At 39.0% G+C, this 16,099-nt stretch carries 15 protein-coding genes; 7 read left to right on the top strand and 8 right to left on the bottom strand.

Going from position 1 to position 16,099, the window contains the following annotated elements; genetic code table 11:
• The first annotated feature begins 40 nt into the window (after positions 1 to 40).
• Both ACEXOE_RS10330 and ACEXOE_RS10325 read left to right on the top strand, forming a co-directional pair.
• Complete coding sequence (locus ACEXOE_RS10330) at positions 41 to 2,452, top strand: TonB-dependent receptor (RefSeq protein ID WP_394748701.1); 2,412 nt, start codon at positions 41 to 43, stop codon at positions 2,450 to 2,452.
• Positions 2,453 to 2,468: 16 nt separating this feature from the next.
• Positions 2,469 to 3,032: a type 1 periplasmic binding fold superfamily protein gene (locus tag ACEXOE_RS10325; protein WP_394748700.1), complete on the top strand. Its 564-nt coding sequence runs from the start codon at positions 2,469 to 2,471 to the stop codon at positions 3,030 to 3,032.
• 63 nt (positions 3,033 to 3,095) lie between these two features.
• Here the strand turns inward: ACEXOE_RS10325 and ACEXOE_RS10320 are convergent, their stop codons facing one another.
• Together ACEXOE_RS10320 and ACEXOE_RS10315 are read right to left on the bottom strand one after the other, a co-directional pair.
• Positions 3,096 to 3,974 (bottom strand): sterol desaturase family protein, encoded by an 879-nt coding sequence (locus ACEXOE_RS10320; RefSeq protein ID WP_394748699.1) that lies wholly within the window; start codon positions 3,972 to 3,974, stop codon positions 3,096 to 3,098.
• A gap of 62 nt (positions 3,975 to 4,036) precedes the next feature.
• Entirely contained in the window at positions 4,037 to 5,257 is a 1,221-nt protein-coding gene (locus ACEXOE_RS10315) for a sulfite oxidase (RefSeq protein WP_394748698.1), read from the bottom strand.
• A 320-nt stretch (positions 5,258 to 5,577) separates the two neighbouring features.
• On the opposite strand from ACEXOE_RS10315, the gene ACEXOE_RS10310 reads away from it, so the two are divergent.
• Both ACEXOE_RS10310 and ACEXOE_RS10305 read left to right on the top strand, forming a co-directional pair.
• A complete protein-coding gene (locus ACEXOE_RS10310; protein ID WP_394748697.1) occupies positions 5,578 to 6,549 on the top strand; it encodes a DUF302 domain-containing protein in 972 nt (323 codons plus the stop codon).
• A 13-nt stretch (positions 6,550 to 6,562) separates the two neighbouring features.
• On the top strand, positions 6,563 to 7,276 hold the full coding sequence (locus ACEXOE_RS10305) for a methyltransferase domain-containing protein (protein WP_394748696.1): 714 nt from the start codon (positions 6,563 to 6,565) through the stop codon (positions 7,274 to 7,276).
• Positions 7,277 to 7,280: 4 nt separating this feature from the next.
• Here ACEXOE_RS10305 and ACEXOE_RS10300 read toward each other — a convergent pair whose 3' ends face one another.
• From ACEXOE_RS10300 to folE, 3 genes are all read right to left on the bottom strand, one after another.
• On the bottom strand, positions 7,281 to 7,580 hold the full coding sequence (locus ACEXOE_RS10300) for a hypothetical protein (protein WP_394748695.1): 300 nt from the start codon (positions 7,578 to 7,580) through the stop codon (positions 7,281 to 7,283).
• A gap of 55 nt (positions 7,581 to 7,635) precedes the next feature.
• Entirely contained in the window at positions 7,636 to 8,097 is a 462-nt protein-coding gene (locus tag ACEXOE_RS10295) for a GIN domain-containing protein (protein ID WP_394748694.1), read from the bottom strand.
• Positions 8,098 to 8,210: 113 nt separating this feature from the next.
• Positions 8,211 to 8,807, bottom strand: coding sequence for a GTP cyclohydrolase I FolE (folE, locus tag ACEXOE_RS10290; protein ID WP_394748693.1), 597 nt, complete (start codon positions 8,805 to 8,807; stop codon positions 8,211 to 8,213).
• 317 nt (positions 8,808 to 9,124) lie between these two features.
• Between folE and ACEXOE_RS10285 the strand changes: the two genes are divergently transcribed.
• Genes ACEXOE_RS10285 through ACEXOE_RS10275 form a run of 3 tightly spaced genes read left to right on the top strand, consistent with a single transcriptional unit; the run spans position 9,125 to position 11,107 of the window.
• On the top strand, positions 9,125 to 9,787 hold the full coding sequence (locus tag ACEXOE_RS10285; protein WP_394748692.1) for an ABC transporter ATP-binding protein: 663 nt from the start codon (positions 9,125 to 9,127) through the stop codon (positions 9,785 to 9,787).
• A gap of 1 nt (position 9,788) precedes the next feature.
• Positions 9,789 to 10,346, top strand: a complete 558-nt coding sequence (locus ACEXOE_RS10280; protein WP_394748691.1) for a CPBP family intramembrane glutamic endopeptidase — start codon at positions 9,789 to 9,791, stop codon at positions 10,344 to 10,346.
• On the top strand, positions 10,343 to 11,107 hold the full coding sequence (locus tag ACEXOE_RS10275) for a TIGR02757 family protein (RefSeq protein WP_394748690.1): 765 nt from the start codon (positions 10,343 to 10,345) through the stop codon (positions 11,105 to 11,107). The genes ACEXOE_RS10280 and ACEXOE_RS10275 overlap by 4 nt, the downstream gene beginning before the upstream one ends.
• Here the strand turns inward: ACEXOE_RS10275 and ACEXOE_RS10270 are convergent.
• The 3 genes from ACEXOE_RS10270 to ACEXOE_RS10260 all read right to left on the bottom strand — a co-directional run bounded on the left by ACEXOE_RS10270 (position 11,104) and on the right by ACEXOE_RS10260 (position 15,997).
• Positions 11,104 to 12,924 (bottom strand): cytochrome c peroxidase, encoded by a 1,821-nt coding sequence (locus ACEXOE_RS10270; protein WP_394748689.1) that lies wholly within the window; start codon positions 12,922 to 12,924, stop codon positions 11,104 to 11,106. The genes ACEXOE_RS10275 and ACEXOE_RS10270 overlap by 4 nt on opposite strands.
• 75 nt (positions 12,925 to 12,999) lie before the next feature.
• Positions 13,000 to 14,553: a hypothetical protein gene (locus ACEXOE_RS10265; RefSeq protein WP_394748688.1), complete on the bottom strand. Its 1,554-nt coding sequence runs from the start codon at positions 14,551 to 14,553 to the stop codon at positions 13,000 to 13,002.
• A 313-nt stretch (positions 14,554 to 14,866) separates the two neighbouring features.
• Positions 14,867 to 15,997 carry a Gfo/Idh/MocA family protein gene (locus ACEXOE_RS10260; protein ID WP_394748687.1) on the bottom strand — a complete coding sequence of 377 codons (1,131 nt, stop codon included), beginning with the start codon at positions 15,995 to 15,997 and terminating at the stop codon, positions 14,867 to 14,869.
• Between the last annotated feature and the right edge of the window lie 102 nt (positions 15,998 to 16,099).

Raw genomic sequence — 16,099 nt, 5'->3', positions numbered from 1 at the left:
ACCCAAAAGTGATGTTTATTTTCAATTCTAATCATTTATAATGAGATTTTTATCTTTTGCACTGTTTTTTATAGTGCACTTTTCCAACTTGTTTGCACAGGACTGCACCTATAGTTTTAAGGGAGAAATTGTGGATTTCCACGATAAAACTCCTCTGGTAGGCGCTACCATTGAGTTTATTGGACTGAGCAAGGCTACTTCTTCCGATATAAACGGAAAATTTAGCCTCAAAGGACTATGCAATGGGACCTATGAAATAGAAGTCTTCCACCCAGAATGTACTTCTAGAATCATCAGCATTCTTATTGAGGGAGATACCTTTCAAAAAATAACATTGGAACATCACCTTGAAAAACTTGGAGAAGTAACCGTTACCGGTGAGAACAACAAAGAAGTAGCCAAAACGGTGAACACCCAATCTTTAGGCACAGCCAAGATAGAGCAATACACTTCCGCTTCCTTGGGAGATGCTTTGAAAGAAATTAGTGGTGTGTCTTCCCTAAATACGGGGAGTACTATTGTAAAGCCAGTCATCCAAGGATTGAACAGCAGCAGAATCTTAATTATTACCAACAATGTTCGATTGCAAGATCAAGAATGGGGTATAGAACATGCGCCTAACGTAGATTTGAATACTGCTGAAAGATTGACGGTCGTAAAAGGATCAGGAGCCTTGCAATACGGAGGGGATGCCATAGGCGGCATTGTTTTGGCCCAACCAAAACCCCTTGCCCGAAAGGACACCATTTTTGGGAAAACATTGATTTCGGGTGCCAGTAATGGACGGGGTGGTTCCGTAAGTACTAGCGTGGACAAGGGTTTTAAAAATGGCTTCGGACTGCGCCTTCAAGGTACCTATAAGCGTTTTGGGGATTTTGAAGCTCCGGATTACTTATTGTCAAATACTGGAACGGATTTAAAGGCAGTGTCACTGAATTTGGGCATCAATAAATTCACCTATGGAGCAGAATTGTATTATAGCTATCTCAGCACTAGAATAGGCATCTTAAGAGCCGCCGATTTTGGAAATATTACAGATTTGGTCAATGCCATTAATGCTCCCGAACCTTTTTTTATTGGAGATTTTACGTATACCATTGCTCCTCCGCGACAGGAAGTAGCACACCATCTGCTTAAGGCAAAATCGTTTTTTCGATTTCAAGGACTTGGTAAACTAAGTCTGCAATATGCATATCAATTCAATGATAGACAAGAATTTGATAATAGACGTGGAGATCGGGATGACATTCCTACGGTAGACCTGGAATTAAGCACGCATAGCTTGGATGTTCTTTTTGATTTTGATGCTCGCGAGCATATGAAGTTAAATGTGGGGGTCAGCGGGCTTTATCAAGAAAATTTCGCAAACCCTGAAACCGGTGTACGCCGTGTAATTCCAGATTATGAACGGTTTAATCTTGGTCTTTTTGCTGGCTTAAATTATAGGTTGGGCGCTTCATGGGAACTGGATTTAGGAGGGCGCGTGGATTTCTCGCAAATCGATGCCCAAAAGTTCTATCGGACCAGTTTTTGGGAGGATCGAGGCTATAACATTGACTTTCCGGAACTCGTAACCCAAGATATTGGCACCCAGTTGTTGACCAATCCCGTATTTGATTATACCAATTTCTCTGCAGTAGCAGGACTGGCCTGGGACCTTGGAAAGGGTATTGATTTACGCTTAAATTATGGACTGGCCAGTAGAGCCCCAAATGCTTCGGAATTGTTCAGTGAAGGACTTAATCAGTCCTCCGCGGCATTTGAATTGGGGGATCTTCGTATTGATTCGGAAATTTCCAACAAAATATCCCTTGGTTTGACCCTTCCCTTAGCTCAAGATAAACTGCAGTTAGAGGTTACGCCTTATGTGAATTTTGTAAAGGACTTTATTGTCTTGGAACCTACGGATGTCATTGCTACAAACAGAGGAGTATTTCAGGTTTTTGAATATTTGCAAAATGATGCGCGTTTGTTCGGAGCCGATATCGATTTAGCCTATACTATTGACTCCCATTTTGATTTTGTTTCCAGCTTTTCTTTTTTACAGGGCGATGATACGGAACGCAATAGACCTTTGATCAATATTCCCCCTCCAAATTGGTTCAATACCCTGACCTATCGCAACGCAAAGTGGAACGATTTACAAATAAGCCTCAAAAGTGAGCTTCATCTGGAACAACAGCGGTTTCCAGATAATAATTTCTTTGCACCGGTGGTGGTGAACAACGAATTTGTGCAGACCCTTGTAGATGTCAGCACTCCTCCTCCATCCTATCACCTTCTGCATTTTAATTCATCTATAAACATACTGAATGGTCCTCTATCCATGCAATTGGGTCTAGGGGTAGACAATATTTTGAATACCGATTACCGACAATATCTAAATCGATTCCGCTTTTTTGCAGACGATTTGGGAAGAAATTTTAAAATAAACTTAATTCTTAATTACTAATTTAAATTTTACTACTATGAAGCTTTTTAAATTGCTATTGATTACTTTCGGAACATTTGCTATTTTTTCGTGTTCAAGTGATGACGACGCGGCGCCAGCACCCGTAAATGAAGAAGAAGTCATTACCACTGTGAATTTAACACTAAGTCCTACTACAGGAAGTGATATTGTATTGACTAGCCAAGACTTGGATGGGGAAGGGCCTAACGACCCTGTGATCACTGCTCCTGCATTGGCAGCCAATATGTCCTATACCGGAACGGTGGAGTTATTGAACGAAATGGAGAGTCCTGCAGAGGATATTACAGAAGAAGTGGCCGAAGAAGATGATGAACACCAATTCTTTTTCCAAGTTGTAGGAAATGCTACCTTAACTGTGAACTATACGGATATGGATGCTGATGGAAATCCAATTGGCATCAATTTTACATTGACAACAGGAGACGCCAGTACTGGAAGTCTTCAAATTATCTTACGTCATTTATTGGATAAAAATGCAGCCGGGGTATCCGATGGAGATATCACCAATGCAGGAGGTTCTACCGATGTAGACGTTACTTTCCCTATTGTTGTGCAATAAGGAACAACGCATCTAAGCATAAAAAAACCCTTGGATATAGTTAAACCGTAATATCCAGGGGTTTTATTTTTGACTTTTTTTTGAAAAACCATAAATGAGCTGACCCCAAAAGTTTTTCGGAAAATGTTCATCTCCCTCAAATCCCAATTCTATGGTCCCGCTATCTTCAGGGATATAATTGGTCTTAAAAATATAATCCCATAAACTAAGGCTAATCCCATAATTTACGCCGTGTTTGCCCTCTGGCAAAGCATACACATGATGATACAAATGCATCACAGGATTGTTCAATACATACTTTAAGGGGCCCCAAGTGAGTTTAATGTTGGAGTGGTTGAAATGTCCAATGGTAATGGCCAAAAAATGTACCACATAGGCTTGTTCTGGTTCAAACCCGCCCAAAATCATGATTCCAAAGGTTTTCAACGGTTTGTATAAAATGTTTTCCATCCAATGGTATCTCAAGTGCGCTGCAAAACCCATTTCTTTAACAGAGTGATGAACTTGATGAAATTGCCATAAAAAAGGATATCGATGTAACAATACATGGGTAAACCACTGTACAAAATCCAATACAATAAAAAAGATCAACAGTTGTCCCCACATAGGCCAATCCGAAATATTGATCAAAGCCAAACTTTTAGAGGTAATACCGATATCACTGAAAAGAACGCCCAACATTTTATATACACCACTAATGATAATGGAAAAGGCAAAAAAATTGAAGAACATATAAAAACCATCCAACCAAAAATCCTTTCTAAAAATAGACTGGTTTTTTCGCCAGGGGAATACAATTTCCAATCCCCAGATCAAAAGAGAAATCAGGATCAATCCCCAAAAATAATTCTCGTACCAAGGCACATCAAATAAAATAGACCTCCAGGTCCATTGAACGGTACCATTAAACCCTTGAATTAAAGCATCCCAATACAACTTCATTGTTTCTGTAATCTTTTAGTAATGTATTTTTTGGTTCTTTGGTTATGGTTGGCCTCTATTTTTTAAGTTACTTTAACCGCAATCCTGTGGCAGGCATTATTTAAATATCCTTTAGGGTTCCAACCCGGGACCAGCATAGGTTGTCCGATATTTTCTGAATCCGTAGCCTTCGCCCAAACTTCATAATATCCTTTTTTTGGAAAATTAATGCGTGCTGAAAAATGCTGCCAAGCCAATCTATTCACTGGCTTTTCTAGAGTACAACTAGTCCAGGTAGCTCCAAAATCTATTGAATATTCCATCTGTTTGACCTCGCGTTCCCCTGCCCAAGCATGCCCCCTAATTTCTAAAGATCGTCCTTCTTGTAGTATTGCTCCAGATTTGGGATACGTAATCAAAGATTTCACGGGCATGGATTCAATAATACACATATCTTCTTCTTTCACTTTTTCTCCTGGAGCAACCGTCTTACACGGTACTCTGTATGCGGTACCCGTCATTTTTGCTCCATCATGCACTCGATCTCGAATACTTAGCCTATTGATCCATTTTCCAGAAGCCGAAGCAGGCCAACCCCCGGCAATCAATCGCAATGGATAGCCATGTGCCAGAGGAATATCTTCCCCATTCATTTGAAACGCCAAAAGCGTTTCCTCCTGCAATGCCTTGGCCATAGGAACACCTCTGGAGATAGCTTCCTTATTGGGGTCCCTACTCAAATGTTGGTCAGCCGCATGATAGCCAATATACACTGCATTATCCTTAATTCCGGCATCTTCCAATACATCCCGTAGGCGTACACCCGTCCACAATGCACAAGATACGGCTCCTATGGTCCATTGATTCCCTTTGGCGGGCGGATTAAATTCACTTCTTCCATTCCCCCCACATTCCAAAGTCAATTGATAGGAATATTGCTTAAATTTTGATTTTAATTCTGTCAAAGAATAGCTTTTCTGTTGTTTTACGGCTTCTCCATCAATGGTCAATTTCCAAGACGAGGCCGAATTTCCTTCTGGAACCAGGCCATTGTTCCGTATAAACATATATTTATTGGGCGTAATTCTATCGTCCAACAGATGTGCCTTGGCTTCCATATTCCAAGGTTTGTCATTGACCAGGACCATTTCCTTATCTTTATTGAACAAACTAAAAGGATCAGGATCTTGTGCTCCTAAGGGCATATAGTCTTTAGGCATTTTTGCTCCAAATACAATATTAGTGCCTATTAATGTGGCTAAAGCGCTTCCAGAGGTTTTTTTAACAAAGTTTCGTCTTTTCATCGATCAACGGTCTAGATTCGATTATATTTCAAAAATAATGCTTTTTTTAGCTTAACATCGTAACAATTGTTACAGCCAAATGAAAGATAAACATTAAATTCATCCTATGAAATCAAATAAAGGCATTAAATTGATTATGGTCTGTGTTATTTGCGCGAGTTTGGTCACGGGCTTGGTTTTACTCATTGAAGCGCTCTATAAGCTTGCCCAATAATCGCTTCCCATATTTTTATTTTTTAGGCGGAATTTATCCTTCCCGTGATAGGTTTTGCTTTCCTTTACCACTAAGCTATAGAAGAATTTTTCTTGATTTCCCATTCATGAAACCATATATGATGGCTATGTATACATCCGTTAAAAAAACTATAGTGCTCTTAGGAATCTTTTCCTTAGGATATGCCTGTAAAACAGATAAAAAATCGGAACCCAAGGAGCTTCAAGAAACCCATATAGAAACAGCAACACTTTCAAATACCTTAGGAATGAATTACACAAAAAGCAATAGCACATTCTCCGAAACATATCATACGCTAAAAAATATCATTGAAGCAAATCCCAATATTGGCATCATGGCAGAAGTAGATCATGCCGGTAATGCCTCTAACGCATATTTAGCATTGGCCCCCACTAAAATTATGTTATTTGGAAATCCCAATTTAGGTACGCCCCTAATGCAGCGCAATCCATTGGCTGCTATAGATTTACCACAAAAAATATTGGTGTACGAAAATGAGGGTGAGGTTCGTTTAAGCTTTAATAGTGTACAATACTTGTCTAAAAGACATGGATTGGAAGGGGTTGAAACCTTGGCTAAAATTGAGAATGCCCTCACAAAAATAAGTACTACCGCAGGAAATGGAAGTACTCTTATTGAAGGAGCATCGGATATAGGATTAGGTGAAGGTCTTGTAAGCAAGGTCAGTTCGCGTTCTTTTGAAGATACCTATACTGCCTTGGAAAATGCCATAAACAATAACCCAAAACTTCGAATTATTGCCCAGGTAGATCATCAGGCAAATGCCGCCAAGGTAGGTCAAGAACTTCTTCCTACCCGTTTAATCATTTTTGGAAATCCAAATCTTGGTACTCCTTTAATGCAAAATGCAAGGACCACTGCGCTGGATTTGCCACAAAAAATGTTGGTATGGCAAGATAAGGAAGGGGTCGTACGGGTATCCTACAATGCGCCTAGCTTCTTGGTAGCGAAACATGGAATTACCCAAAATGAAACTATTGTGCAAACGATTTCCGGCGCCTTGGATAAATTATCTGAAGTTGCTATAGGTAATTAATACGCCATTGGGATTGCCCTTGAATTTAAAGAAACGATCGCATAAAAAGGAGCAACTGGATAATTTGGAATTATCCGGAAATTCGCTGCATGAAACCTTGAAAAGTTTAAAGTGGATCAATAGTCTTTTTGGAAATCACAGGCAATTGGGAAATGCAGTACTATCCTATGCCAAAAACAATGGTAACGGACGCCCTATCACCATTGTAGATTTAGGATGTGGAGGTGGGGACTGTATCCTTGCCATTGCCAAAAAGTTAGAAAAAAATACCATTTCCGCTACCTATATCGGCATTGATGGAAACGCTCAAAGTATTGCGCATGCCAAAGCCCATAACCTAAGGCCAGAGCATATCCAATACATTACTGCCGATATCCTAAATGAGGGTTTTAAACTTCCTGCTTGCGACTTGGTCATTAGCAGTCATTTTATGTATCACTTTAAAGACGATCTATTGGTATCGTTCCTGAAAAAAATAGCTTCTGAAGGCAAAAGAATGTTTTTTTTCAGTGAACTATATCGAAGTCGTCTAGCCTATTACCTCTTTAAAATCTCCCATCTCATTCTTCCCATTTCAAATATGGCAAAACGGGATGGTCTCCTTGCCATACAACGGGCTTTTACCATTCAGGAAATGCAAACAATACTAGAGCAGTCCGCATTAAAGCAATATGCGGTAAAGAAAAAACCTTGGTTTAGAATGCTGGTTCAGGCAGAAAGTGCTTAAGGTATTATGCCTCGATCACCTTTCCCTTTTTTGTCTTGTTAAAAACATAAGTATACAACCACATAATGGTAAAGGTAGGAACAACATCCAATCCTGGCATTAGTTCCTCTACAAAGGTTACAACTCCGGCTATTTGACCAATTTTTCCTTTGTACAAGCGTGTCATTAACCAACCCGACAAGGGTGCCCAAATGACATCTGAAAACTCGCCTATACCCGGAATGATAAAGGAAGCCATTCCCAAAGCATCGAATAACAAGCTTAGAAATAAGTTTCTAATTTTGTGATCTTTATTTTTATCCATGATTAAAAATAAGGATTAAACGCAAAGAAAAAAAGTGTTTTGACCACAGGAAGAATCAAAGGTGATCGGAATAGTTATACCGGATTTCCCCCCCATTGGTAGAACGGGTTACCAAATTCACGAATTTTACATCAGATAAGTCGATAATAGCTTCATAATCCGCTTTGGCCGTGAAATCACGGATTCTGTCAAAATTATTATCCAAAGTAACAATTCCTCCATTGGTCATGGAAAGGAGGCGAATAGAGGGGGTGTATAGGGTAATGGTTACCTCACTATAATCGATGTCTTCTTTCGCAGGTTGTAGCATCAGATTATTGTCCAAAATTTCCCATTTGAGACCTTCAACAATTTTCTTATCGCCTGAAATAGCCATTTTATGGTCTTCGGATTTTATAATATTTATAGTCACTCCAATAGTACAATCCAACCCGTCAAAAGCATCTAAATCAAGGCTTTCTTGGGCGAATGTAAACAAGGTGAACAGCATGCCGATCAATACAACAAAGTTTTTCATTCGCTAAGGTTTTATGGCTATCTACTTTAAAGACTCTGGAAATCCAAAAATGTTACACGAAAAGTTAATTTTTATTAAAAAAAACTTATTTCTTTCTTAATAAGTACCATTTTTTAGGATAAACTTGAGCTAATCAACTTCAAAAATTCGTTTCTTGTTTCTATCTTCTCAAATTGACCTCTAAAACCTGAGGTAGTGGTCACTGAATTTTGTTTTTGCACTCCACGCATCATCATACACATATGTGAGGCTTCAATTACGACCGCAACTCCTTTGGGATTGAGGGTATTATTGATACATTCCAAAATATCGTGGGTCAATCGTTCCTGAACTTGCAATCGTCTAGCAAATACATCTACTACTCTAGGTATCTTACTTAATCCAACAATATGTCCATTGGGGATATAAGCTACATGCGCCTTTCCAAAAAAGGGCAACATATGATGCTCGCACAAAGAATATAGTTCAATATCCTTAATAATGACCATATCGTCATAATCTTCCTGGAACATAGCTCCCTTTAGAATTTCAACGGCATTTTGTTCATACCCTTGTGTTAAAAATTGCATGGCCTTGGCTGCGCGTTCCGGGGTTTTCAATAATCCCTCTCGATCAACATTCTCTCCAATGCCAGTAATAATAGAAGAATAGTTTTCCCGTACTTCATCGGTTACTTCTATGTTATATTCTTCTAAATTTCTATAAGACATACTTCTTTATTTATTGCTTGTTGTTATTTTTTTGAAAATACTACAACCTTTTTCAAAACTGCCCCGAACTACTTTCTTGCACTATAACCCTCTTAGCGGGTCGTTTAAGAAATGATGTTATCTGCTATTTGTTTGTTTTTAAAATTTTGTTAAAAATAGTTAATTTATAGAGCACATTATAGTATTCACTCTAGATAAGTCTTACAATACTATAAATAATTACTATCGCAACGAAAAACATGGTGTATTCCCAATACTTAGGTTTTGTCATGTCTTCCCTAATGTTTACTTTCATCCTCTAAAATCGGGAGTCGGGAATGATCAAAGCAAATAACATTCAAAAGTTTTACGGAAAACTTCAAGTGCTAAAGGGTGTTGACCTCCACATTAAAAAGGGAGAAGTAGTTGCTATAGTAGGTTCTTCCGGAGCGGGAAAAACCACTTTATTACAAATATTAGGTACTTTAGATGTGCAATCCAACAAAAACGATAGTACCATTTCCATTAATAATACGGACGTCACTACACTCTCTGATAAAGACTTGGCAAAGTTTAGGAATGAACATATTGGTTTCATTTTTCAGTTTCATCAATTACTTCCCGAGTTTACCGCTTTAGAAAATGTATGTATTCCGGCATTTATTAAAAAAACGCCTAAGTCAAATGCTGAAAAAAGAGCCAAAGAACTATTGGATTTTCTAGGCTTGTCTGATCGATACGATCATAAACCGAATGAACTTTCCGGGGGGGAACAACAACGCGTTGCCGTTGCAAGGGCATTGATCAATAATCCTTCCATTATTTTTGCAGATGAACCCAGTGGAAATTTAGATTCGGAAAGTGCCGATAACCTACATCGGTTATTTTTTGAATTGCGCGATACTTTTGGGCAAACCTTCGTTATCGTGACCCATAATAAAGAATTGGCAGATATGGCCGATCGAAAACTAACCATGATTGACGGCTTAATACCTTATTAAAGTGCTAAAAAACGTTTGGAAATTCATAAAAAATCCGGTTTATAAAACCTATAAGGACGCAACACCTGCATATAAAGCCCGTATATTCTTTAGTTTGCTGTCCTTAAATCTTTTTTTTGGTATTGGAATTGTTGTACTCAATGAAGGGTTGATCACACTTTTGGAATTGGATATGGGGGATCACGCATCGGAAAGCCTTATGGATTCTTACTCTCCTTTGATCATCTTCTTCTTAATCGTTATTGCGGCCCCTTTGCTTGAAGAACTCTTTTTTAGAGGTCCATTGATTTTTTTTAAACATCACCCGCATTTTCGTTTCTATTTTTATGCATCCGCCATTCTATTTGGTTTTGTCCATTTCTTTAATTTTGAATTCTCCCTACCCGCATTATTGATGGCACCACTCTTGGTTGCCCCACAATTAATTATGGGCTTTTTCTTAGGTTATATCCGTGTAAAGTTGGGACTCAGATGGTCCATACTACTACATGCCTCCCATAATGGGATATTAATGATTCCGCTATTACTCACTAAAGTGATGGATATTCCTGCCGTATGACCAAAAATGAATTAAAAGAATTTTTAGAGGCCAAGGTGGCCCAATACAATCATCCCAAGTTTTTGGAGAGCGACCCTATACAGATTCCTCACCAATTCACGGTAAAAAAAGATATTGAAATCAGTGCATTTTTAACGGCTACCATTGCTTGGGGAAATCGCAAAAGTATCATTAATAATGCGCATCGTTTAATGGAACTTTTTGATCATTCCCCTTCGGATTTTATCATGAATCATAGTGCACAAGACCTGGAGACGCTGGAGCATTTTGTACACCGCACCTTCAATGCAACCGATTTACGCTATTTTATACAAAGCCTTCGACATATCTATAACAAGCACCAAGGCTTGGAAGCGGTCTTTGCCAAAGGAGTTCGCCAAAACTCCATCCAGGCGGGTATTAGCAATTTTAAACAGCTATTCTTTGAATTGCCTCACCCTTTGCGAACCACGAAACACATTTCGGATCCTGCAAAAGGTTCTGCGGCCAAACGCATCAATATGTTTCTTCGATGGATGGTCCGAGACAATAGTACAGGGGTAGATTTTGGACTTTGGAAATCCATTTCTCCAGCTGTGCTTTCCTGTCCTTTAGATGTTCATTCTGGGAATGTAGCCCGAAAGTTAGGACTGCTCCAAAGAAAGCAAAACGATGCCAAAGCCCTCTTGGAATTGGATACCAATTTGCGAAAATTAGATGCTACAGACCCTGTAAAATATGACTTTGCTCTTTTTGGATTAGGGGTTTTTGAAAAATTTTAATATGCGGCCGCAATTTCCGTATCGGTCAATGTCTTAATAAAAGCGATCAATGCCTTTTGCTCTTCATCCGAAAGGTTTAACTCGTCAAAAGGTAAGGTTTGATGCTCTAGATCAAAGCCCATTCCACCTCCACCGCCTTTGTTGTAAAAATCCATGACTTGTTTTAGAGTTTCATATACTCCATTGTGCATATAAGGGGCCGTAAGTTCCGCGTTTCGTACTGTTGGTGTTTTGAACATTCCCTTATGGATGTCCTGTTCCCATCTCCAATAAAAGCCCAAATCGTCATCGAGTTTTAGATTCTCGGCAGTTTCCGGAACACCTATTACTTCTTTTTCGGTTTCCGTAAAAAATGGAGGTACCGTTCCATTGGTCAAAGGCATAAAATGACAGGTAGCACATAAGCCTTTCCCCATAAAAATATTAAGTCCTAGTTTCTCCTCTTCCGTAAAGGTATCTTCTTCAGCACGGATATTTCTATCGAACTTGGAATTAAAGGCATTTAATGTCGTAATATATGCAGATAAGGCCTTTATAATATCTAAATTCCTGTTGGATATTCCTCCATAGGCTTCATCGAAAAGTTGAGTATAACTAGAATCGATCATGATCTCACTTGAAAATCGATGGACTCCGGTATTGAACTCTTTATCATTGGTAAAAACCGATGATATCTGTGCTAGCAGGTCTTCGGCTCTGCCATCCCAAAAGAAAGATTTTTGCAAGGCAGAATTTATTAAAGTAGGGGTATTTCTCTGTAATGGATTTCCTCCATTATCCATATTGGTCACCATGGCATCGGCATAGGTCTTGCCGGGTATGTGGCAGGTGGCACAGGAGATTTTTCCACCTTCAGAAATGTTAGGGTCAAAAAATAATTTTTCCCCTAACTCTAGCTGTGCGGCATTTCCTTTTCTATTGGTTATTGAGGTAAAATAGGTCGTATTAAAGGCATCCACTTCAAAAAAAGTGGGCGCATCAAAATTAAAAGGTTTGTTGTTTACTCCTTCCCATAATCCACTTTGTTTTCGAATCTCAACCCAATTTCTAGTGATGGGGTTCATATAATCCCGTATAAAAGTATAACGATCAAACGTATCGAAATCCATATTGGTCCCGATAAAATCTACTGCTTTTTCAATGTTGTCATGGAATTCCTGATCCAATTCCGGGTTTTTGGCATCCAACAAATATCGAATACTATGATCATACACTTCTTGAAGGCCTTCTAGAGAAACAATGGCTTCCGAAAAACCCAAATGACTTACAGGAGTATCAAAACCTGAAATGGAAAGACTTATAATCCTCAGCAATTGCTGGTGTGTTGCTATAAAGAAACGTTCAGGGGTTATTTTTCTATCCTTTATATTTCGGGCTAAATTGACCATCAACCCTTTGGTCAAATACACTTCTTCCTGAAAAATGTCATTGCTGACTTCCCCTTCATAAATAGATTCTTCGATTTTTTGTAATCCAATAGGAAATAATACTCTTTCACTATCTTCCGTAAAAACGGGTAAAGCAGGCCCATTGGCCCGATGGCCTACCGATGGATTCAGGTAGGAGGCATAAGGTTCTGCCTTTTTAAATTCCTGCCTTATTTTGGTAAAAATGACTTTGGCATCCTTACTATCCACAGCAACTTTGGATAAAGAGTCCATAAGAGAAACCGCTTTGGTCATGCTTTCTTCATAGAACTGCTGTGCGTACTCCCAATTGGGTCCGTTCTCTTTAGCAACAACGGTTTCTTTAGGGTTTTTACAGGATAATAGGGATAAAAAAATAAAAACGAGAATACTGTAGACTTGAATTTTCATGTATAAAGTAGTAATTAAAAAAAATAGGAAAGACCTCCATTCGAAAATGAAGGTCTTAAAGAAGAATAGGATACATTATCTAGGAAGACCACGAAGAAGAACGATCTGTCCTCCTTGATCATCTTCGCGTGCACCGCGAGCAATGGCATCTGGACGTGTGGTCATATCATGACCATCCAAGTTCTTAAAATCATCGCTTTCCCAATAGTGTGGTTGTAGATTCAATAAGAACGTATTGGGAACCCCAATTTTATCAGAGATATCTTCAAGAGCTCCATACTCCCCGCTCAATCCAGTACTTCCTGTTGGATCTAAATCTTGACGTACTACCATTTCCAAAACAACCTTGATATTGTTTCCATTTAAATCGGACTGGTAGATGTAAGCAGCATGTCCTCTGTCAAAAGAGTTTGGATCTTCTTGTAGGTAAATGAAGTTTTCCGTTACCGTAATATTATCGGGACTCTGTAGCTCGGCCAAGTTTCCATCTTGATTGTTAGAATCTGTGTTCCCACTGATGATCTGTGTCAACCTTCCCGTCAAAGGAGAATCTTCATCCAATTCTAGTTTGTACGCCGTTCCCCAATCGTTGAAGGTGCCTCTTCCAGGGCCTCTTCCTGTTACCGCAACAAATACGTTTCTATTGTTGTCCGCAGAACCTTTTTGGTAATCTACATCTTCAACTCGCATAAAAGCTGTCGCATTTACGGCAACACAAGCATCTTCCATTTCACTTTTAGTTAAATCGCTCCCGTTCTCTATTTTAACGAATTCAAATTCGTAAGTAGCTCCTCGGTCTAAGTTAGACTCATCATAAACGGTAGTTTCACTAGGAACGGGAATGACGTTTCCGGCACCATCTGAAATTTCCTTTACCTTAAGGACATAGATTTCTCCACCGTTAAAATCAGCATCCCCATTTTCTGAGTAATACAAGGTGATTTGTCCCATGGATCCACTAGAATCATCGTCACCACCCAAAATTACAGTTTGACCAGGATAAGCGTTACGAGGAAGTGGAACGGCATTTTCCCAAGAGAATTCCCCTAGGGCATCCAAGCCAAAATCGGCCGTAGGTGTAGGTGTTTCAACACGGGGATCTATGGCCTTAACATCAAAGTTAAAGCTTTCAGAAGCTGAAAGAAAAATGTCTTGGGAACCTCCATGTATTGCGGCTTCCCACATGGTACCAGAACACTGACGGGCAAAATCGGCCACTCCAGAATTTAAAAGATAATCTCCAGATAAAGGGTTTAGATTTTTATCAAAACGAATACGGGATACGGCGTAGTTATCCTCTCCATTTACTACATACATATATCCATCCCCGTCTCTTAAAAAGCCTGCTCCATCTTGGGCTCCTACCAAACGGAAACCATTATCCAAAACATCAGTTGAACTGATCAATGAATACGCTTCTACAAAATTAAATTGGGATTGAATCGCTACTAGAGGCTCTAAAGAGGATTTGTTCTCAAAAATAGTTCCTTCTTCGGTTGGCTCTCCATCACCGTCCCCGTCACCATCATTAAAGATATCTATTCCATCGTTGATGTTACAACTGTAGACCATAAATCCGGTAACCGACAGGCATAGTGCTTTTAGCAATACATTTTTTGACATTTTCATAATTAGTTGAGATTTTTTTAATTGTTTCCACAAAACTATTTATGAAAGCATAGGTCACAGTTAACTCAGGATGGTGTTTAAATTAAGACGATCTTAACTTTATGTTAAGGTGTAACCAAAAAGTTAGGAAAAGATTAACCAAGACAATATGTGCGTAAGAAAAATCTTGTAAAATAAAAATACAATATACTCAAAATCAGTTTTTTACCTTAAAAAATAGGCGAATATGATTTTTTTTACCATGATTCCCATACAAGAATACATTTGAAAAAATACACAATAATCACTTGCGATGGCCTAGTATCAAGAAAATTTATATCAGCCCCATTTTTCCTAAATCCATACTTATTTTTTTCCCGCCTTCCGCAATGGATTGGTAAATTGCCTCTACAATAATCATATCTCTAAGGCCCATCTCTCCTGGTACAATATTAGGAGTTCCTTGTAAAATATGCCGGGCGAAATCGTCCATTTGTAACTTCTGTTGACTCTCATGCGGGAAATTGATAAGCTGACCTGCTGAAGTGCTCCCTTTTAAAGGGCCATAATTATTGGCAGGGTCCAATTGAAACCACCCCTTGCTACAAGAAGCATGTAGTCTATTGATATTGGTGTTATGCGAGGTAAATATAGCGCCTACGGCACCACTGGCAAATTCAAATTGAGCGGTAATGGTCTCATCGGTATCTTTGAAATAAGCCGGTCTAGTACTAAATTCTTGGGCCGTAACAGAAATAGGATTCTCTCCAGAACCATAAATGGTACTTTGAATGGCATAAACGCCCATATTCATTAGGGCTCCACCTCCTGAAAGTGCTTTGTTCAATCGCCATTGACCAGGATCTGTACGAGATCCATAAGCTGCATCGGCCGTGATATATTCAATATCCCCAAAAGTTTTTTCCTTTACAAATCGTTTTATTTCCTGCGTATAAGGTTCTGAATGTAGACGATATCCCACACTCAACTTTACACCCGCTTTTTCACAAGCTTTAATAATGGCTTCACATTCTTCTGTGGATATAGCCATGGGCTTCTCACAAATTACATGTTTACCAGCTCGGGCCGCCCTAATACAGAAATCGGCATGCATGGCGTTGGGCAATACCACATAGACAATATCAATACTATCATTCGTAACTATCGTATCAAAATTTTCATAGTTATAAATGCTCTTTTGGGGTATGTTGTATTTCTCTGCCCATATTTTCTCTTTGGCAGGAGTTCCGGTCACAATACCTTTAAGTTCACAAAAATTTGTTTTTTGAAGCGCCGGTGCCAGTTGGTATTCGCTGTACCTTCCCAAGCCCACAAGGGCAATCCCCAACTTTTTCTTATTGTTATTCTCCATTCCGCAGGCAAAGGGCATTCCGCTCAATAAAGCCGTTGCCCCTATTCCCTTACCTAAGGTTGAGCTGAAGGTTCTACGCGATATTTTCTCCATAATTATGGTATATTTTAAATTTATATAGGACGTAAAGTAATCTGTCTATCTTGCTAAAGATAGTGAACAAATGCTTTTCCAATCTTTAAAAGAATCATAATT

It is taken from the genome of Spongiimicrobium salis, from assembly GCF_043678055.1.
In the GTDB taxonomy this organism is placed as follows: domain Bacteria; phylum Bacteroidota; class Bacteroidia; order Flavobacteriales; family Flavobacteriaceae; genus Spongiimicrobium; species Spongiimicrobium salis.
Note: the sequence above shows the minus strand (reverse complement) of the source record. Positions and strands in the feature narration are given on the sequence as shown.